At 56.6% G+C, this 18,910-nt stretch carries 16 protein-coding genes; 7 read left to right on the plus strand and 9 right to left on the minus strand.

Features of this window, described 5'->3' with window-relative positions; translation table 11 throughout:
* Positions 1–34: 34 nt before the first annotated feature.
* From G5221_RS15340 to barA, 4 genes are all read right to left on the minus strand, one after another.
* Positions 35–502, minus strand: a complete 468-nt coding sequence (locus tag G5221_RS15340; protein WP_005362843.1) for a Dps family protein — start codon at positions 500–502, stop codon at positions 35–37.
* Positions 503–657: 155 nt separating this feature from the next.
* Positions 658–1,545 carry an N-acetylmuramoyl-L-alanine amidase gene (locus tag G5221_RS15345; protein ID WP_421263534.1) on the minus strand — a complete coding sequence of 296 codons (888 nt, stop codon included), beginning with the start codon at positions 1,543–1,545 and terminating at the stop codon, positions 658–660.
* A gap of 34 nt (positions 1,546–1,579) precedes the next feature.
* Entirely contained in the window at positions 1,580–2,059 is a 480-nt protein-coding gene (locus G5221_RS15350; protein WP_005335594.1) for a DUF1456 family protein, read from the minus strand.
* Positions 2,060–2,148: 89 nt separating this feature from the next.
* A complete protein-coding gene (gene barA, locus G5221_RS15355; protein ID WP_421263535.1) occupies positions 2,149–4,866 on the minus strand; it encodes a two-component sensor histidine kinase BarA in 2,718 nt (905 codons plus the stop codon).
* Between the two features lie 153 nt (positions 4,867–5,019).
* Between barA and rlmD the strand changes: the two genes are divergently transcribed.
* The 5 genes from rlmD to eno all read left to right on the plus strand — a co-directional run bounded on the left by rlmD (position 5,020) and on the right by eno (position 12,986).
* Positions 5,020–6,342, plus strand: a complete 1,323-nt coding sequence (gene rlmD, locus G5221_RS15360; protein WP_421263536.1) for a 23S rRNA (uracil(1939)-C(5))-methyltransferase RlmD — start codon at positions 5,020–5,022, stop codon at positions 6,340–6,342.
* Between the two features lie 389 nt (positions 6,343–6,731).
* Complete coding sequence (gene relA / locus G5221_RS15365; protein ID WP_005335588.1) at positions 6,732–8,945, plus strand: GTP diphosphokinase; 2,214 nt, start codon at positions 6,732–6,734, stop codon at positions 8,943–8,945.
* A gap of 73 nt (positions 8,946–9,018) precedes the next feature.
* Complete coding sequence (gene mazG, locus G5221_RS15370; protein WP_139401179.1) at positions 9,019–9,816, plus strand: nucleoside triphosphate pyrophosphohydrolase; 798 nt, start codon at positions 9,019–9,021, stop codon at positions 9,814–9,816.
* 141 nt (positions 9,817–9,957) lie between these two features.
* On the plus strand, positions 9,958–11,595 hold the full coding sequence (pyrG, locus tag G5221_RS15375) for a glutamine hydrolyzing CTP synthase (RefSeq protein WP_005335584.1): 1,638 nt from the start codon (positions 9,958–9,960) through the stop codon (positions 11,593–11,595).
* An 89-nt stretch (positions 11,596–11,684) separates the two neighbouring features.
* Positions 11,685–12,986: a phosphopyruvate hydratase gene (gene eno, locus G5221_RS15380; protein ID WP_005335583.1), complete on the plus strand. Its 1,302-nt coding sequence runs from the start codon at positions 11,685–11,687 to the stop codon at positions 12,984–12,986.
* A gap of 122 nt (positions 12,987–13,108) precedes the next feature.
* Here eno and G5221_RS15385 read toward each other — a convergent pair whose 3' ends face one another.
* From G5221_RS15385 to G5221_RS15395, 3 genes are all read right to left on the minus strand, one after another.
* Complete coding sequence (locus tag G5221_RS15385) at positions 13,109–13,594, minus strand: GNAT family N-acetyltransferase (protein WP_421263537.1); 486 nt, start codon at positions 13,592–13,594, stop codon at positions 13,109–13,111.
* Positions 13,595–13,893: 299 nt separating this feature from the next.
* Positions 13,894–15,066, minus strand: a complete 1,173-nt coding sequence (locus tag G5221_RS15390) for a hypothetical protein (protein WP_421263538.1) — start codon at positions 15,064–15,066, stop codon at positions 13,894–13,896.
* Positions 15,067–15,176: 110 nt separating this feature from the next.
* Positions 15,177–15,605 (minus strand): VOC family protein, encoded by a 429-nt coding sequence (locus G5221_RS15395; RefSeq protein WP_421263539.1) that lies wholly within the window; start codon positions 15,603–15,605, stop codon positions 15,177–15,179.
* A 455-nt stretch (positions 15,606–16,060) separates the two neighbouring features.
* Here G5221_RS15395 and G5221_RS15400 point away from each other — a divergent pair, with 455 nt between their 5' ends.
* A complete protein-coding gene (locus G5221_RS15400) occupies positions 16,061–17,236 on the plus strand; it encodes an aspartyl protease family protein (protein ID WP_421263540.1) in 1,176 nt (391 codons plus the stop codon).
* A gap of 38 nt (positions 17,237–17,274) precedes the next feature.
* Here the strand turns inward: G5221_RS15400 and G5221_RS15405 are convergent, their stop codons facing one another.
* Entirely contained in the window at positions 17,275–17,871 is a 597-nt protein-coding gene (locus G5221_RS15405; RefSeq protein ID WP_201973521.1) for an MliC family protein, read from the minus strand.
* Between the two features lie 185 nt (positions 17,872–18,056).
* A complete protein-coding gene (locus tag G5221_RS15410; RefSeq protein WP_042084552.1) occupies positions 18,057–18,422 on the minus strand; it encodes a DUF2061 domain-containing protein in 366 nt (121 codons plus the stop codon).
* Between the two features lie 191 nt (positions 18,423–18,613).
* On the opposite strand from G5221_RS15410, the gene G5221_RS15415 reads away from it, so the two are divergent.
* On the plus strand, positions 18,614–18,820 hold the full coding sequence (locus G5221_RS15415) for a hypothetical protein (RefSeq protein WP_021229528.1): 207 nt from the start codon (positions 18,614–18,616) through the stop codon (positions 18,818–18,820).
* Positions 18,821–18,910 lie beyond the last annotated feature (90 nt).

Here is an 18,910-nt window from a genome sequence, read left to right on the forward strand (position 1 = left end):
GGCATACATACGCTGTAGTCGGCTTGGTTCACTATCAGGCCAGATAAGCGCGCAGCATCCAGACCAGTTTTTCCTGCTGCTGCACATAGTCGGAGAGGATGGAGGCCGTGCCCTCATCACCGGCTTCGGCGGCTTGGCCCAGAATACGGCGCTGGGCAACCAGCAGTTCACGGAAGCTATCCAGCAGGGATTCGACACAGGCGCGGCCATCGTGCAGCCCTTTTTGCTCGGGGATGGCAGAGACTTTCAGATAGTCGCTGAAGCTGTGCATGGGCACCCCGTCCAGGGTCAGGATCCGCTCGGCCAGTGCATCGACTTTCAACAGCAGGTCGTTGTAAATCTCTTCAAATTTCAGGTGCAGTTCGAAGAACTGGTTGCCACGGATATTCCAGTGGAAGCCGCGCACGTTCATGTAGAGGATCTGGTAGCTGGCCAGCAATTTGTTCAACTCGGCTGCCAGGGCTTGTGATTGAGCAGTATCAAGACCAATCGGGCTTTTCATCATTCACCTCCAGATTTGGAAATCGGTTTGAAATTCTCTTGCGGAACGCAGTCAGAATAACGCCTTGCAAAATGCAGGGACAATTGCTTGTGCCTAACTGTTTGATAGCTAACGGCTATCAAACAGTACGCAGCGACGGGGGCAATGGATGAGGATTAGGGGAAGTATTTTTCGAGCAGCGCCATCAGGATGGCCTGACACTCGCGGTCCGGTTTGCTATCGACCTTGCTGGCGCGAAAGTGGAGCTGAAAGGCGCCCATGACGGCGCGGCTCTGCTCATCCCACTGGCCAGTCTGGGGCAGGCCATAGCCATAGCGGGCCAGTTGCTGTTGCCACATGGCTGCATCCCAATCGGGCAAGGGGCTGGCCAGTAACTCGGCCACCCGACCTTCATCTGGCCAGGCGCCGACTCCGTACGTCAGATAGAGCTGGCGCCAGGGGAAGTGGGGACCGGGATCCTGCTTGCGCTCGGGGGCGACATCGCTGTGGCCCAGCACCTGGGTCGGTGGAATCTGGTAGCGGGCGACCAGCTCCCGGCTGAGGGCGCCGACGGCAGCAATCTGCTGCGGGGTATAGGGTTGCCAGCGCCGGGCATCGGGGGCCAGCGGCTCATCTTCCGCTGGATAGCCGAGGTTGACGATCTCGATGCCAAGGGAGCTGGCATTGAGCCCGGCATATTGGTGCCAACGGCTGCGTCCGGCATGCCAGGCGCGCGCGCTGTCTGGCACCAGCTGATAGACGGTGAGCGGTGTTTTGTGGCTGTCGCGGGGGATCAGGTAGTGGGCGCTTACCTTGTGCTCCGGCTCGGTCAAGAGGCGCAGGGAATTGGCATCATCTTCATCGGTGTAGTGGAGGATCAGAAAGGCGATCCGCTCGTTCTGGTTGGCACTCTGATAGCGGGTAGATAGCTGGTACTCGGACGGTGTGCAGGCGCTCAGCAGCAGAACCAGTGGCAGAAAGAAGAGGGGAAGAAGACAGCGCCAGCGCAATCCCCCTGCCACAGCCAGGCTGCTGAACGTGGGAGGAGTGAGTCGCTGGCACATGTCGAAGGCCCGGTCTGGTCAGTCGCGCGGCTGGTTAGCCGCGGTATTTGGCCGTGAGACCGATCAGGAAGTTGCGCAGGATCTGATCCCCGCAATCCTGATAGTGCTTGTGATCCTTGGAGCGGAACAGGGCACTGAGCTCGGACTTGGAGAGGTTGAAGTCGGCGAGCTTGAGGGTGCCGAGCATATCCTCTTCCTTGAAGTTGAGACCGATGCGCAGCTTGCGCAGGATCATGTTGTTGTTGATCCGGTTCGGGATCACCTGGGCCGGTGCATCTTCGCGCACGCCGCGGCGGGCGATGATGAAACCGTCGAGGAACTGGCTCAGGGCCGAGTCGGGACAGGCGACATAGCCTGCCTCTTGCTCTTCACCTTCCGCCGCCTCTTTCATCAACCAGCTGTGCAGCTGGGCGTGAGTGACCGTCAGGTTGCCCTTGGCAAACATCTCGACCATCTGGTCGTTGCTGATGGTGAGGGCGTAGCGCAGACGGCGCAGAATATCGTTGTTGGTCATGCTGACTCCTGTGTAAACGGCGCAACTTTACCATCTGGCGGCCCTCGCGTCAGAAAAAGCGGGGGCCGATACAGTTCAGGTCAAGCTCATCAAGCTTTGCCGAGATAGCGGGGCGCCTCCTGGCGCACCAGTTCCAGCGCATCTTGCAGCTCCAGCAACTCGGGTTCCAGCTCGCTGACCGGCACGCCGTCGCGTAGCTGTTGCTCCAGCTGGGAGAGCAGCCGTTGCAGCCCCGGCACCCCGGAATAGGCACAGCCGCCGTTGAGGCGATGGAGCTGGGCCAGCACTTCGCTATCTTCAATTTCGCCAGCCAGCGCGCTATCCAGCACCGGCTCGACCTCGTCAAAACTGGCCAGCAGCATGGTCAGCATCTCTCTGGCGAGATCCTCTTTCCCCGCCGCCTGCCGCACAGCCAGTGCCCAGTCGATCTGCTGGGCACCATCATTCTGGTGGCGACGATGGGCAAAGTCGGTGATGAGCTGGGCCAGCATGCTCTCGTCGATGGGCTTGGCCAGATAGTCGTCCATCCCCTGCCGGATCAGCCGCTCCCGTTCGCCGGGGATGGCGTGGGCGGTCACCGCCACGATCGGGGTGGTGGTGTTGAGGGACTGGTTGCGGATCGCCTGGGTGGCGCTGATGCCATCCATGATCGGCATCTGGATATCCATGAAGATGATGTCGAACGGCTGGCTCTGGGCCTGTTTGACCGCCTCCTTGCCGTTTTTGCACACCACCACCTGACTCACCATCTCCTTGAGCATGGCGGCGATCAGCTTGAGGTTGGCGGCGTTGTCATCCACCGCCAGCACCTTGATTGGCTGCAACTGGCGCGGCGCAGGTTGCGCAGGCAGCTTCTGGCGGCTCGATTCCGGCGAGAGCAGGGCGTGCAGCAGCTTGCGGTGGTTGACCGGTTTGGAGAGACAGTGCTGGGCGCCATGAGCCAGCATCGCTTCATAGAGCGCCGGCTCGTGGCTGCTGAGCAGCACTATGGTGTTCTGCTGCTGGCCGTTCAGTCTGTCGAGACGGCCGAGCACCTGCTGCGGCGTATGCAGGGGGCTGCTGCCGATGATCACCATCTCCTGCTCGCTCATCTCGGGCCAGGGATCATCGCTGGTCAGTGGGTGCACGTCGAGGTGCCACTCCGCCAGCAGAGCGAGCAGGGAGGCTTGCGCGAAGGGATCCGGTTCCAGCAGCCAGAGCCGTTTGCCACGGATCCGATCCAGCGGCAGTTGATCGGTCTGGGGCAGGGGGGAGACCTCCACATCCAGACTGAACGAGAAGATGGAGCCCTTGCCGAGCTCCGATTCAAAGCGGATCTGGCCGCCCATCTGCTGCACCAGTTTCTGGGTGATGACGAGGCCCAAACCCGTGCCGCCATAACGGCGGGAGATGGAGGAGTCGGCCTGATTGAAGGCCTGGAAAAGCTGATGTTGCTGCTCTTGGGAGATGCCGATGCCGGTATCGCGGATCTGGACGTTGAGCCTCACCTTGTGGTTGCCACTGCCGGTCTGCTCGATATGGACATCCACGTTGCCCTGTTCGGTGAACTTGATGGCGTTGCCGGTGAGGTTGGTCAGCACCTGTTGCAGACGCATGGGGTCGCCGGTGAGGTAATCCGGCACATCGGCATCCACCCGCAGGGAGAGCTCCAGCTGCTTGTCGTGGGCGCTGGGGCCGAGCAGGTGCATGGTCTCGTTGAGGGTGTCGCGCAGGCTGAACGGGATATGTTCCAGCTGCAGCTTGCCCGCTTCCAGCTTCGAGAAGTCGAGGATGTCGTTGATGATGCCAAGCAGGTTGCGCGCCGACTTCTCGATGGTCTGCATGTAGTCGGTCTGGCTCGGGGTCAGGCTGGTTTTCAGCAACTGGCGGGTAAAACCGATGACCCCGTTGAGCGGGGTACGCAATTCGTGGGACATGTTGGCCAGAAACTCCGACTTGACCCGCGCGGCCTCTTGCGCCCGCTTCTTGGCCATGTCGAGTTCGACGTTCTGGATCTCGATCTGCTCCAGGGTTTCGCGCAGGTCAGAGGTGGCCTGATCGATATTCTGCTGCATCTCTTCGTGATATTCGGAGAGCGCCTTGGCCATGGCGTTGATGCCGTTTTTCAGCATATCCAGCTCGCCGGTGAGCTGGCCGCTGACCCGGGTATCGAGCCGCCCCTCCCTGATCTTGTGCACCGCCTGCACCATGTTGGTGATGGGCTGGGTCACGCTCTTGACCAGACGGAAACCAAACAGGGTACTGAAGGCGACCCCGATGAGCACCATGATCACCGCAAAGAAGGTGTCGCGGTACTGCAGCAGCATGGCCCGATCGGTCGCCATCTGCATCGAGATGTAGCCGATCATCGGCGGCTCTACATCGCTGGGCAGCGGGAAGCCATCCAGACTGGTTTCAGCCTGGATCGGGGTGCGCAAAATGATGTCGTCTCCCTGAAACGTCACGCTGGTCAGATCCGGAATTGGCTCGCCATCGGGCAGTCTGAGTCGGGTGAAATCCCGGTGGTAGTTCGAGGTGACGAACAACTGGTTGTCCTGGGTGAAGACTGCAATGGACTTGATGAAGGGGGAGTTCTTGCGATGGGTCAGGCCAATCAGCCGCTTGAGGGATTCTCGGCTGTGCTGGGTCATCCCGTATTCACTGGCGATCGCCAGCGGTTCGATGATGTTGATCCCCTGATCAATGAGGTTGTTTTCCAACTGCTGGTAGCGGTGGAAGGTGAAGTAACCGGCCATCAGGCCACCGATGATCAGGGTCGGCAGGATGGTGAAGGCGAGAACGCGTGCTCTCAGGCCATATTTGGTCATACGAACAGGCCACCAGTGAACAGGGTTGGCGATAGGGTTGATGGCAATACACGGGCTCTGTGGCCGTATTTGGTCATACTATTATTCTTGTGGGACAATACCCGGCAGCAGATTCCACAATCATGACATAGCCACCTATAGGCACCAAGTTTTATGGCCCAGTTTTTCAAGCCCCAAAAGAAGTCCACCCAGCTCCAACGCATTGAATTTACGATAGACACCCTCGATCACCACTGCGTCGGTATCGGTCGCCATCAGGGCAAGGCGATCTTCGTCGAAGGGGCGCTGCCCGGCGAGACCGTCAAGGCACGTATCACCGAAGAGAAAAAGCAGTATGGTCACGCCGCCTTGCAGCAGGTGGTGACCCCGGCGGCCAACCGTATCGCCCCCTTCTGCAGCCACTATCGCGAGTGCGGCGGTTGCAGTGCCCAGCACATGTCGGTTGCCGATCAGCAAGCCGCCAAGGCGGCCGGACTGGTCAGCCTGTTCGAGCGGTTGGGCAACATCAAGGCGCCGGCGCTGGAGCCAGTACTGACCGGTGAAGATCGTGCCTATCGCCGGGTCTGTCGTCTGGCCATCAAATTTGACAAGAACGGTCGCTGCACCCGGGTCGGTTTCCGCCGCCGCAACAGCAACGACCTGGTGGAGATCGACGGTTGCCCGGTACTGGCCGAGCCGCTCTCTGCGCTGATTGCCCCGCTGCGTGAGTGCCTCAATCGCCTCAAGAGCCAGCGCGAGCTGGGCCATGCCGAGCTTATCCAGGCCGAGCAGGGGATCATGATGCTGCTGCGTCACACCGGCCGTCCCAATGAGGCGGATCGCGCCCTGCTGGTGGAGTTTGCAAAAGCGCAGGGGATCGACCTCTATCTGCAGGCTGCCGATGATCGCATCGAAGCGCTGCAGCAACAATTTTCCCCATCCTACTCGCTGGATGGCCTGTCTCTTGCATTTGTCCCCGGTGATTTCATTCAGGTCAACGGCCCCATCAACCAGAGCATGGTTGAGCAGGCGCTGACATGGCTCGGGGCGAGCAAGGATGACAAGGTGCTCGATCTCTTCTGCGGTATCGGCAACTTCACCCTGCCGCTGGCCCGTCAGGCTCGCGAAGTGGTGGGTGTCGAAGGTGAACTGGCCATGGTGCAGCGGGCCGAAGAGAACGCCCGTCGCAACGGCATCACCAATGCCCGTTTCTACAAGGCCGACCTGAGCGATGACATCGTCGGCATGTCCTGGGCGCGGGAAGGGTTCGATCTGGTGCTGCTGGATCCGGCTCGTCCCGGCGCGCTGGAAGTGATGGGACACGTCGTGAAACTTTCACCCAAGCGGGTGGTCTACGTCTCCTGTAACCCGGTCACCCTGGCGCGGGACAGTCAGGTGCTGGTGAAAGGGGGTTACCGTCTGGTGCGCCTCGGCATGCTCGACATGTTCCCTCACACCGGTCATCTGGAGTCCATGGCGCTGTTTGAACGGGAGTAAATGACTCATCAGCTGGGCGATGCGGATATGTAATCCGGCATGTCTGCGGCTGTTTGAGCTGGTGTGTATATGAAGTAATCCTGCTCATCAGTACGGCGATGCGGATATGTAATCTGGCATGTCTGCGGCTGTTTGAGCTGGTGTGTATATGAAGTAATCCTGCTCATCAGTTCGGCGATGCGGATATGTAATCTGGCGTGTCTGCGGCTGTTTGAGCTGATGTGATTGGGGTAATCTAGACCCTCGTCGTTCGGCAGGGCCTGTTGGCGCGCTCTATTGTCTTTCTGGACAATATGCCTTGAAAAGTGCGCTGGATATCCCCATTTGAGGCAATCTCATGAGGGGAGAAAGTGACAGCTTTCGGCCCGATAATTTAAAGGATTGATACCATGGTTGCGGTTCGCGATATTCATTTGAAAGACAACTTCACCCTGGAAGAGTGGGTCAGCTCGCTCTCCTTGAGTGACAGTGAAAAGGATCAGCTGCGAACCGTCTACCAGTATTGTCTGACGCTCGGTGACGAGGCGCTGACCAGCAAGCTGCTGGTGCGCGGTATCGAAATGGTGGGCATCCTGCAGATGCTCAGCATGGATATCGGCACCCTCAAAGCGGCCATCATCTACCCCTTCGTCGAAGCCGGTCTCATCAGCCAGGAGCGGATGGACGAGGACTTCGGCTCCAAGATCGCCAAGCTGGTGGAAGGGGTGCTGGAGATGGAGGCCATCCGCTCCCTGCAGACCCTCCATCGCAGCGAAACCTCGCCGGAGCAGGTCGACAACGTGCGTCGCATGTTGCTTGCCATGGTCGAGGATGTGCGCGCCGTGGTGATCAAGCTGGCGGAGCGGATCGCCTGCCTGCGGGAAGCGAAGACGGCAGATGAAGAGACCCGGGTGCTGATGGCCCAGGAGATCACCAACATCTATGCGCCGCTCGCCAACCGTCTGGGCATCGGCCAGCTCAAGTGGGAGCTGGAAGATCTCGCCTTCCGTTACCTGCACCCGGATACCTACAAGCAGATCGCCAAGCAGCTCGACGAGAAGCGGCTTGACCGCGAGCGCTACATCCGCGAGTTTGTGCAATCCCTGCGTAATGGCCTGAAAGAGGCGGGAGTTGACGCCGAGGTGTACGGTCGGCCGAAACACATCTACAGCATCTGGCGCAAGATGCAGAAGAAGCACCTCGAATTCAACGAGTTGTTCGACGTGCGCGCGGTGCGGGTAGTGACCAAGCGGCTGCAGGATTGCTATGCGGCGCTCGGCATAGTCCACACCCAGTTCCACCACATTCCCCGCGAGTTTGACGACTATGTCGCCAACCCCAAACCCAACGGCTATCAGTCGATCCACACCGTAGTGGTGGGGCCGGAGGGCAAGACAGTAGAGATCCAGATCCGTACTGACCAGATGCATCAGGATGCCGAACTCGGCGTCGCGGCGCACTGGCGCTACAAGGAAGGGGCACAGGCAGGCGGCAAGGCCAACACCTTCGAAGACAAGATCGAGTGGCTGCGCAAGCTGCTCGCCTGGCAGGAAGATCTCTCCGAGAGCGGCTCCCTGCTGGAAGATCTGCGCAGTCAGGTGTTCGAGGACAGAGTCTACGTCTTCACCCCGAAAGGGGATGTGATCGACCTGCCCGCTGGCGCTACCCCGCTTGATTTTGCCTATCACGTCCACAGCATGATCGGTCACCGCTGCATCGGCGCCAAGATTGATGGCCGCATCGTGCCTTTTACCTACGCGCTGCAGACCGGCGATCAGGTGGAGGTGATCACCCAGAAAGAGCCTAACCCGAGCCGCGACTGGATGAACCCCAACGCCGGCTTCCTGCGCTCCAGTCGGGCGCGGGCCAAGGTGGCGACCTGGTTCAGAAAGCTGGATCGGGACAAGAATATCGTGGCCGGTCGCGAGCTGTTCGAGAAGGAGCTGGATCGCCACAACCTCAGCATGTCCAAGATCGACAAGGGCAACATGCTGCGCCGCTTCAATCTGGAGAGCACCGACGATCTGCTGGCCGGTATCGGCAGCGGCGATATCCGCATCAACCAGGTGCTCAACTATCTCGACACCTGTTACAACAAGCCGACGGCGGAAGAGGAAGATCGCCGCCTGCTGGAGAAGCTGGAGCAGAAGGCCAATGCGCCGATGCGCCACAAGCCCAAAGACCATATCGTGGTGGAAGGGGTCGGCAACCTGATGACCCATATCGCCCGCTGCTGCCAGCCCATTCCGGGGGACTCCATTCAGGGCTTTATCACCATGGGGCGCGGCGTTTCGATCCACCGGGAAGATTGTGAGCAGCTCAAGGAGTTGTCACGGCGCAACCCTGAGCGGCTGATCGATGCGGTGTGGGGGGAGAACTACTCCGGCGGCTATGGCCTCACCATCCGGATCATCTCCAACGATCGCTCCGGCCTGCTGCGCGATATCACTACCGTGCTGGCCAACGAGAAGATCAATGTGATGGGGGTGCGCTCGCGCTCCAACGTGCGCGAGCAGACTGCCGAGATCGACATGGAGCTGGAGATTTACAACATCAACGCCTTCAACCGGGCGTTGGCCAAGCTCAGTCAGCTTAACGACGTGATCAGCGCCAAGCGGCTTTGATATCGAACCGACCGGCCCCAGTGGCCGGTCTGCATTTACGACCCTTTTTGAACGAATCGAAAGCGAATATCCCATGTCCCAACGTTATGACCTCTCTCAATTGCTCGATATCATGGCTCGCCTGCGCGATCCGCAAAACGGCTGCCCCTGGGATCTTAAACAGGACTTCCAGAGCATAGTGCCGCACACTCTGGAAGAGGCCTACGAAGTGGCCGATGCCATCGAGACCGAAGATTGGCAGGGGCTGAAAGGGGAGCTGGGGGATTTGCTGTTTCAGGTGGTGTTTTACGCCCAGCTGGGTAAAGAGCGGGGCTTGTTCGACTTTGCCGATATCGTCGATACGGTGAGCGAGAAACTCATTCGCCGTCATCCCCATGTTTTTTCCGATGCAGACCTTGCCAACGAGCAGGCGGTAAAAGCGAACTGGGAGGCGGAAAAAGCCAAAGAACGAGCGGCCCTCGACAAAGAGAGTGTGCTGGACGATATCCCGCTCTCGCTGCCAGCCCTGACCCGCGCCGCCAAAATTCAGAAACGTTGCGCCACCGTCGGTTTTGACTGGAAGACGTTGGGGCCTGTGGTGGACAAGATCCACGAGGAGATCGACGAGGTAATGGAAGAGGCATTGATGGCCGATGTGGACGAGGCGCGGGTGAGCGACGAGCTCGGCGACCTGCTGTTTGCCACCGTCAATCTGGTGCGTCATCTGGGCAAGGATCCGGAGCAGGTGCTGCGCGGTGCCAACGCCAAGTTCGAACGTCGTTTTCGTCAGGTTGAGCAGATAATCGCCGCAGAAGGCTTGAAAATGACCGATTGCACCCTCGAAAAGCTCGATGCCGCCTGGGATAAGGCGAAGGAAACCGAGCAAAGTTGATTTGGCGCAAGATGGGGGGGCGGTGAGCCTGATAGATTTTTGCTCATTGTTTGGGAGAGGGGTTTTTGGTATACTGTTTCCCCGTCCTGCTTCATCCCCGAAGCACCCCTTAAAATTCCCTAAACTTCTTTCAGGTTCAGCATGACGACCAAATATATTTTTGTTACTGGTGGCGTTGTTTCATCCCTCGGCAAAGGCATTGCCGCAGCTTCTCTGGCAGCCATTCTGGAAGCCCGTGGTCTGGATGTGACCATCATGAAACTGGACCCGTACATCAACGTGGATCCGGGCACCATGAGCCCGACCCAGCATGGTGAAGTGTTCGTAACCGAGGACGGGGCCGAAACCGATCTGGATTTGGGCCACTACGAGCGTTTCATCCGCACCAAGATGACCCGTCGCAACAACTTTACCACCGGCCGTATCTACGCCGACGTACTGCGTAAAGAGCGTCGTGGTGACTATCTGGGCGCCACCATTCAGGTTATCCCGCACATCACCAACGCCATCAAAGAGCGGGTGATTGCCGGTGCCGAAGGCCATCAGGTTGCCATCGTCGAAGTGGGCGGTACCGTAGGTGACATCGAGTCCCTGCCGTTCCTCGAGGCCATTCGTCAGCTGGCTGCCGAAGTGGGCCGCAACAACGCCATGTTCATGCACCTGACGCTGGTTCCTTACCTGGCTGCTGCCGGTGAAGTGAAGACCAAGCCGACCCAGCACTCCGTCAAAGAGCTGCTCTCCATCGGTATCCAGCCGGATGTGCTGATCTGCCGCTCTGACCGTGCCATTCCGGCCAACGAGCGCGCCAAAATTGCACTGTTCTGCAACGTGCCGGAGCGCGCCGTCATCTCCATGAAAGACGTCGACTCCATCTACAAGATCCCGGCACTGCTCAAGTCCCAGAATCTGGACTCCTACTTCACCGAGCGTTTCGGTCTGGAGTGCAAAGAAGCTGATTTGTCCGAGTGGGAACAGGTTATCTACGAAGAGGCCAACCCGACCGGTGAAGTGACCATCGGTATGGTCGGCAAGTACGTCTCCCTGCCGGACGCCTACAAGTCCGTCAACGAGGCGCTCAAGCACGGTGGTCTCAAGACCCGTCACTCCGTCAACATCAAGTACATCGACTCTCAGGATATCGAGACCCGTGGCGCCGAGCTGCTGGAAGGTCTGGACGCAATCCTGGTGCCGGGTGGCTTCGGTGAGCGCGGCGTGGAAGGCAAAATCCTGGCTGCCCAGTATGCCCGCGAGAACAAGATCCCCTACCTGGGTATCTGCCTCGGCATGCAGGTTGCCATGATCGAATTCGCTCGCAACGTAGCGGGCATGGAAGGGGCTCACTCCTCCGAATTCAAGAAAGATTGCGCGTACCCGGTCGTCGGCCTCATCACCGAGTGGGTGGATGAAGAGGGCAACGTCGAGACCCGTACCGAGAAGTCCGATCTGGGCGGTACCATGCGTCTGGGTTCCCAGCTCTGCCACCTGGTCGAAGATTCCAAAGTGCGTCAGATGTACGGCAGCCCGACCATTTACGAGCGTCACCGTCACCGTTACGAAGTAAACAACAAGCTGCTGCCGCAGATTGAAGCGGCAGGTCTGAAAGTGACCGGTCTCTCCGCCGACAAGAAGTTGGTGGAAATCATCGAGATCCCGGATCACCCCTGGTTCGTGGCTGCGCAGTTCCACCCGGAGTTCACCTCTACTCCTCGTGATGGCCACGCTCTGTTCGCCGGTTTTGTGAAGGCGGCAGGCGAGTATCAGAAGCGTAATTTGAAGTAATTGAAAATAAATGCGGTTGGGGCACTGTGCCACAGCCGCTTTTTTTGGCATATTTTTGTTGTTTTTTTACGAAACCTGAGGAAATACACATGTCCAAGATCGTTAAAGTGATCGGTCGTGAAATCATCGACTCCCGTGGTAACCCGACCGTTGAGGCCGAAGTTCACCTGGAAGGTGGTTTTGTTGGTATGGCAGCCGCTCCGTCTGGCGCGTCCACCGGTTCCCGCGAAGCGCTGGAACTGCGTGACGGCGACAAGAGCCGTTTCCTGGGTAAAGGCGTGCTGAAAGCCATCGAAGCCGTAAACGGCCCGATCGCTCAAGCTCTGCTGGGTAAAGATGCCAAGGACCAGGCCACCGTTGACCAGATCATGATCGACCTCGACGGTACCGAGAACAAATCCAAGTTCGGCGCCAACGCCATCCTGGCTGTTTCCCTGGCTAACGCCAAAGCTGCCGCTGCTGCCAAAGGCATGCCGCTGTACGCCCACATCGCCGAGCTGAACGGCACCCCGGGTGTTTACTCCATGCCGCTGCCGATGATGAACATCATCAACGGTGGTGAGCACGCCGACAACAACGTCGACATCCAGGAGTTCATGATCCAGCCGGTTGGCGCCAAGACCCTGAAAGAAGCCGTTCGCATGGGCGCAGAAGTGTTCCACAACCTGGCCAAAGTGCTGAAGTCCAAGGGCTACAACACTGCAGTTGGTGACGAAGGTGGTTTCGCTCCGAACCTGAAATCCAACGCCGAAGCGCTGGAAGTTATCGCTGAAGCCGTTGCCGCTGCCGGTTACAAACTGGGCACCGACATCACCCTGGCTATGGACTGCGCTGCTTCCGAGTTCTACGACGCAGAGAAGAAAGAGTACAACCTGAAAGGCGAAGGTCGTGTCTTCACCTCCAACGGTTTCTCCGACTTCCTGGCTGACCTGACCACCAAGTTCCCGATCGTCTCCATCGAAGATGGCCTGGACGAATCTGACTGGGAAGGTTTCGCCTACCAGACTGCTGAACTGGGCAAGAAAATCCAGATCGTTGGTGACGACCTGTTCGTAACCAACACCAAGATCCTGAAGCGCGGTATCGACAACGGCATCGCCAACTCCATCCTGATCAAGTTCAACCAGATCGGTTCCCTGACCGAAACTCTGGCTGCCATCAAGATGGCCAAAGACGCTGGCTACACTGCCGTCATCTCCCACCGCTCCGGTGAGACCGAAGACGCGACCATCGCCGACCTGGCTGTTGGTACCGCTGCTGGCCAGATCAAGACCGGTTCCATGAGCCGTTCTGACCGTGTTGCCAAGTACAACCAGCTGATCCGTATCGAAGAAGCTCTGGGTGCCAAAGCTCCTTTCCGCGGTCTGAAAGAAGTTAAGAACCAGGCTTAATTTGCTGGTTTGCCAGCCTCGGCTGGAATGAAAAAACCGGAACCCTTGGGTTCCGGTTTTTTTATGCCTGATCCTTGCCACAACGGCCTGAGAGGTGAGGGGGCTGTGCCTCTGGTCTCGGGTCAGACAAAGGAGAGCATGCGCTGATAGCGCCCTGCATGCACCTTGAAGCCCAGCTTTTCAAACAGGGCGATAGAGCGGACGTTATCTGCATCGATATCTGCGGTGAGGCTGGTGACTCCCAACGTGTTGGCGTGGGCGAACAGCAATCCCAGCGCTTCCGACATAAACCCTCTGCGCCAATAGGCCGCATTGAGCAGGCAGCCCACCTCGCAGCTGTGGCCCGCCTCGCTGAAACTGTGCAGGCCGCAGGTACCGATCACCTTGTTGCCCTCCCGCTCGACAATCGCCCACTCCAGCGACTTCCCCGTTTGCTCCAGCCGCACCACGCTCGCCATCATCTGCGCCACCATGGCGGGAGAGGTAAAGCAGGGATCAGAGGCAAACTCCATGGTCAGTGGATTGCCATAAATCTCGAACAGATCGGCAGTATCGTGCGGGCCAATGGTGCGCAGTACAATCCGTGTACCGGTTAAGTCTGGCTTCATAAATCTCCTTTGAATGTGTTACGCCAGCAAAGCCACAGGTGAATAAAGAGGCCGTATAAACGTCGGTCTCTAAAGACAACTGGTGCTATCACGAAATATTGTGACCGCGAACGTCCGATTACGCTTCGCTAATCGAACCTGCGAACTCGTTTGGATTCATTCAAGCTGCGTCGATTTGGGCAACAACGCCCGGGCGATATCAAGCTCGCAAGGGGAGCTTCCGATCCTTGCTTATTTAGTGGTGGGGTTATTTGCGATGGTCTGAATAAACTTTTCCGTTCAAAAAATGAGTAATCACTTCAATCAGAGGTGACTTCAGTTGGTGGTAAGTTTGACCATTGAGACGATTGTTGGATGTATTCGGTTATTTGTGAAAATACTAATAATCCAAGCAATGATGCTTTTTTATCAAACTTATCAATTGTGCTAGCCCCATGAGCGATAGAATGTCGACTAACCGGATTAGTATCACAGGTGACACTAAAATCTTTGAAATAACAATCTTCAAGGTAGCGTCTGAACTTGTCAGGAATGAAAGTGGTCAGTGCTGAAATACTTCGTGTGGTTTTTTCTGTAATATGTTCTATTAATGCCTTTTGCTGGCGGCCCTCCTTGTCTGGGTGATCTGTAATAAAGCTTTTTCTGATTAAAGCTTCAATTTTTGGATATATAATTAATGATGAGCTCAAAAAGTCATTTTCTTTATGTCTAGCCATGGCGCGATCTAAAAAGGAAATGAATGATGCAAGGTTTTGATCATTACCCCATGCTTGTCTTCTTTCCTCTATATATAAAAGAGTATCATGCTCTATATCTTCCATTAATTCATCAATATCCCATTCATTCCTAGCATGACTAATCAGTGATTCCACAGTAGATAACTTCAATGCGTAAAATGGAAACCAATTCTGTCTTAATATGTTATTCCAAACTGAAGGCGGTATTTTATGAAAAGTTCCAAAAGTGAGATAAGAAAAGCATGAGCCTAAAAGCTTTTCTACATCATACTCAATTTTTCTTTCAAATTTATCATCTAAAGGTGAAAAGTCAAAAATATAAATTCTATCCCAGCCATATGATAGTATGCAACAATAAGCTTGATCTTCGGTAAACTCAATACCCTTTAGTTGTATTCTTTCGAATCCAGAAATGTCATCCTTTTTAACTTCCTGCCCTCTTTCAATATTTGTTGCTTTAACATGTACCTGACCATGGATTTCAATTTCATTGATATATACTTTGGCTTTCAAATCTTTTGAAACTAACACGACCATATTTTTTATATCACAGGGTTGAATATCCTTATTAAGGGAAGATAAAATCATAGCGGGAAACCCATCGAGATACTTGAGGTGAAGATCGCCATCTTCTGTTGAAGTCATACCTGAGATGTTAATTTTTACTTGTTCACCCTCTTTTGCAACAGAAGCAGAATATCCGATAAATCTTTCTTTTAACTGAATCTCATACATGTAGCTTTATCCTTGTAAAAACCAATATTTTAGCTTGAACTAAATCAGGTTAAGTAAAGTTTATAACCCTATATTATTTCGGTTTAAGAGGCACTCTACATACTATTTCCCTAAAAACGAATCTCCACCGACTCCATACTACGCTTTGCCTCACCGTGATAAACCGCTTCGATATTATTGCCATCAGGATCGAAGACAAAGGCGGCGTAGTAGCCGGGGTGGTAATTACGCTCGCCGGGGGCGCCGTTGTCTTTGCCGCCGTTAGCTAATGCGGCCTGATAAAAACGATCTACCATGGCGCGGTCTTGCGCCTGAAAGGCGAGGTGGTGGCGACCGGTCAGTGCCCCCAGCGCGGCGGGGCTATCGACAGAGGTGACAAACAGTTCGTCTGCCCAGAAGTAGCCCTCCCCTGTGCCGCCCAGCGGAATATCGAGGGTGGTGAGAATGGCCGTATAAAAGCGCTGGCTGGCGACCAAATCTTTGACCACCAGTTGGATATGGTCGATCAAGCGACCTCGATACAGGGTTTGTGTTTCCATACACCACCTTGATTTGCATGTTGTGGGTGAGTCACCGGCTTGGCAGGCAGGGGAATTGGCATGGCTACCGCCCCTGAATTTCAGCTTCCAGTCTGCTGCGGTTCACCAACGGGATGGGGTTGGCATGGCTCATGGGAGACTCCGACGAGGCAAGTGTTGCCAAATGGCAATATTAACCATGGCGCTGTGGAGAGAAAGCTCAATATTGAGATTTTCTGTGCAAGATCAATAAATTAATCAAATGTCGCCTACGATTGATGACGTGCCGAGATAGCGTGAACAGCCATTCTTTATCAATCCCCATAGAATATTCATGGTCATATCTGGCTTGAACCAGCATAAAACTCTTTGTTATTGTCCGCGATCCCCGCTGAAACAGCTTATTTATCTATAAATCAACAAGATAGCATTATGCGGTGGCGTCGCGGGGGCATCAGCTATCGGGAAGGAGAGTTATGAAGTCGCAGTTAAAAGTGGCGCTGGCCATGTTGGCCCTGTTCGTCGTCCAAGGCTGCACAGCCCCGGATTCATCCACCAAGCACAATGCACCCGGCCCGGTGCTGACAGTGCATTACGAAAGCGCCCCCCTGATCCCCGTCACCATAGCGGGTGAGCAGTACCAGTTTTTGCTGGATACCGGGGCCAGTATCACCTTTATCGATCGTCGTCTGGCCAGCCGTTTCAAGGCGCTGACCTTAAGCGAATTGCCCAGGGCCTATCAGGCTGATTTTGCCACTGTGAGCAGCGTGTCGAGCCAACTGGGCAGCGAGCAGCTTGGCTTTGTTGAGCCGCAGCCCTTCTCGCTGGGGTCGGTCACCATTGATGACAGCGATCTGTGGGCAACAGTTGATTTCGATCTCTTCTCCCAGTCTCTTGGCAGCCGTATCGATGGCATCCTCGGGATCGACACCATCCGCCGTTTCAACTGGGTGTTTGATCGCGACAAGCATCAGCTCATAGCTTCGCTGACGGCACCGTCGGCAGCCACGTTCGAGCGTTGCATCGGCTATGAAGACAGCTACAACCGCTCCCCGGCAGTGTATCTGACCCACGGCGAGAGCAGTGTGCGCATGTATCTGGATACCGGGGCCGATCAGAGCTATGCCGACCATGCCTTTATCGACTTTATGGCGAGCCAGAAGGCGATCTCTGGCGAAGATGCGATGCCACGCAAAGGGGTGGACGCCAGCGGTATGGTGGAGGGGCGTGACCATATCCTCACCGGCCTGCACTTTGATGAGCGCCAGCTCGGTGAACTGCGCGTGTCGGAAAACAGCAATGAGCAGTATGGTCTGGGGCTGGATTTTGTTAACCGCTTCAATCGCTTTGCGATCATGCCCGGGCGGATGATGCTCTGCTACGACGCCGATAGCCTGGCGCGCAAAGTGCCGCCAATCCTGCGCAATATCGGGGTGCGTTTTGATGGCGAGCATCTGCAGGTCTACTACAGCGATGAACGGGATCTGGCCCCCTATGGTCTGGCCAACGGCGACATTCTGGAGCAGATCAACGGGGTGGCTTATCGTCCCCTCGAGATCGACAAGGTGCGTGAACTGCTCAGCACCGGCAAGCCGGGGTCGCTCAAGTTGCGAATTGTGCGGGAAGGAAAACCGCTGGATATCGCCATCTAGTCAAGGTGGGGCGGCAAGATGAGCCGCCCCTATGAGCCTCAGCCCTTGGTCGGATTTTCCATGCAGGTGAGGGTTGGCTGGCCGTAACGCTCCAGCGTGGCGTCGTCCCCTTTGGTGAAGAAGGTGAGATTTTGCCCTTCATAACGGGCACCGCTGGCGCTGGGGGCTTCATAGGCGAGCACTTGTTGCTGCTTGTCGCCCTCGCTCAGGTTGATCACCGCGGCGGGCAGCTTGGCATCGTTATAGAAGTAGGTAGAGAGAGTGACGCTCTTGCCGCACTTGTAGTTGACCGGTGCCGGCACCATCAGCTGGCCGCCGCTGATCTGCAGTTCGGTGATCCGCAGCAGGTAGTTATCCTCCACACACTGGCGCAGATCCTGCCCCTTCCAGCAGTCGTTGCGACCCTTGATCCAGCCGCGCTGCATGGCGCGCTCGGTCTTGAGCTGTTCGGGAGAGAGCGCAGCTATCGCCTTGGGGTAGAGTGCCGCCAGTTCGTTATCAAGGGCGGCCAGTCCGGCATCCTTGCAGATCAGGTTTTCGACCGACCCGGAGGCTTTGGTGCAGTCAAAGGAGGGGGTTGCGGCGCTGGCCAGCAGAGGGGCAAACAGCAGGGTGGCAAGCAAGGTCTTGTTCATCGATAGATTCCAGCAATAAGAGGGAATATCTGCCTACTACAACACACTCTACAGGGCAATGCAGCAGGGGAGCCGAGCGCACTTGCACAGCTGAATGGCTGCCAAGCGGAAAAACCCGACACTCCTGGCCGGAATGTCGGGTTTTTTGTGGCCGCGATAAAGGGGGAGGCGGGTTGACCGGTTGATCAGGCCAGCGCCAGTTGCTGGCTGCGGGCGCGCCACAGCCGCTCGTGGAAGAAGAACACCACGGTGTTGATGGCCGGTTCGATCATCGCCATCACGCCGCCGGTGAGCAGCTCGCCGCTTAGCAGGAAGGCCACTCCGAAGGCCACCGAGAAGTGGACCACCGCGAAGCTGCTGGTCTTGGCCTGCAGGCTGTGATTTGGCTTGAGCTTGTGCCAGCCAAGGTCATGAAAGTAGAAGGCGACCGTGTTGACGGCGGGCTCGATCAGGGCGATCAGGCTGGCGGTCAGCAGCTCACCGGTCAGCAGGTAGGCCACGGTAAAGGCGACACCGAAGTGCAGGATGGCAAAGCTGATGGTCTTTTTCATGATGGCTGCTCCCTCTGTTGATGATGAGAGTATCCGCCGAAATGAGATTAAATGAAAACTATTCTCATCTATTGCCGAAATAGAGAGAACCTATCAACGGGCGAGTGGCCGGTGCGGTTCAGCGGTTGCCAATCGCAACCAAGGCGATAAAGTACAGGTTCTTCACACTTGCCCATGAAAAAGGATCTTTCATGAATATCAATGCCACCCTGCTTGGCCAGTTCATTGCGTTGCTGATGGTCATCGTCGGCGTCATCGCCTGGCGACTGGCGCGCCGCAAGAGCGAGCATCCGGCGCTGATCACCCTTATCTGCTCCCTGCTCTGTCTGTTTCCGCCCTTTGGCCTGCTGGCCCTGTTGCTGGTTGCGCTGAAACAGGATCTGCCCGTCCGCTCATAGGGCGCGCAGGTTCAGGCTGCCGCACACACCGGCCGCACCAATAGAAAAAGCCCCGTGATGGGGCTTTTGCTTTTGAACTCGGTGAGCGCA

Origin of the sequence: Aeromonas sp. 602200 (genome assembly GCF_049173895.1) — a bacterium.
GTDB lineage: Bacteria > Pseudomonadota > Gammaproteobacteria > Enterobacterales > Aeromonadaceae > Aeromonas > Aeromonas veronii_A.

Coding starts and splice junctions, on each gene's coding strand:
- G5221_RS15340 (WP_005362843.1), bottom strand. CDS start 502: ATGAAAAGCCCGATTGGTCTTGATACTGCTCAATCACAAGCCCTGGCA.
- G5221_RS15345 (WP_421263534.1), bottom strand. CDS start 1,545: ATGTGCCAGCGACTCACTCCTCCCACGTTCAGCAGCCTGGCTGTGGCA.
- G5221_RS15350 (WP_005335594.1), bottom strand. CDS start 2,059: ATGACCAACAACGATATTCTGCGCCGTCTGCGCTACGCCCTCACCATC.
- barA (WP_421263535.1), bottom strand. CDS start 4,866: ATGACCAAATATGGCCTGAGAGCACGCGTTCTCGCCTTCACCATCCTG.
- rlmD (WP_421263536.1), top strand. CDS start 5,020: ATGGCCCAGTTTTTCAAGCCCCAAAAGAAGTCCACCCAGCTCCAACGC.
- relA (WP_005335588.1), top strand. CDS start 6,732: ATGGTTGCGGTTCGCGATATTCATTTGAAAGACAACTTCACCCTGGAA.
- mazG (WP_139401179.1), top strand. CDS start 9,019: ATGTCCCAACGTTATGACCTCTCTCAATTGCTCGATATCATGGCTCGC.
- pyrG (WP_005335584.1), top strand. CDS start 9,958: ATGACGACCAAATATATTTTTGTTACTGGTGGCGTTGTTTCATCCCTC.
- eno (WP_005335583.1), top strand. CDS start 11,685: ATGTCCAAGATCGTTAAAGTGATCGGTCGTGAAATCATCGACTCCCGT.
- G5221_RS15385 (WP_421263537.1), bottom strand. CDS start 13,594: ATGAAGCCAGACTTAACCGGTACACGGATTGTACTGCGCACCATTGGC.
- G5221_RS15390 (WP_421263538.1), bottom strand. CDS start 15,066: ATGTATGAGATTCAGTTAAAAGAAAGATTTATCGGATATTCTGCTTCT.
- G5221_RS15395 (WP_421263539.1), bottom strand. CDS start 15,605: ATGGAAACACAAACCCTGTATCGAGGTCGCTTGATCGACCATATCCAA.
- G5221_RS15400 (WP_421263540.1), top strand. CDS start 16,061: ATGAAGTCGCAGTTAAAAGTGGCGCTGGCCATGTTGGCCCTGTTCGTC.
- G5221_RS15405 (WP_201973521.1), bottom strand. CDS start 17,871: ATGAACAAGACCTTGCTTGCCACCCTGCTGTTTGCCCCTCTGCTGGCC.
- G5221_RS15410 (WP_042084552.1), bottom strand. CDS start 18,422: ATGAAAAAGACCATCAGCTTTGCCATCCTGCACTTCGGTGTCGCCTTT.
- G5221_RS15415 (WP_021229528.1), top strand. CDS start 18,614: ATGAATATCAATGCCACCCTGCTTGGCCAGTTCATTGCGTTGCTGATG.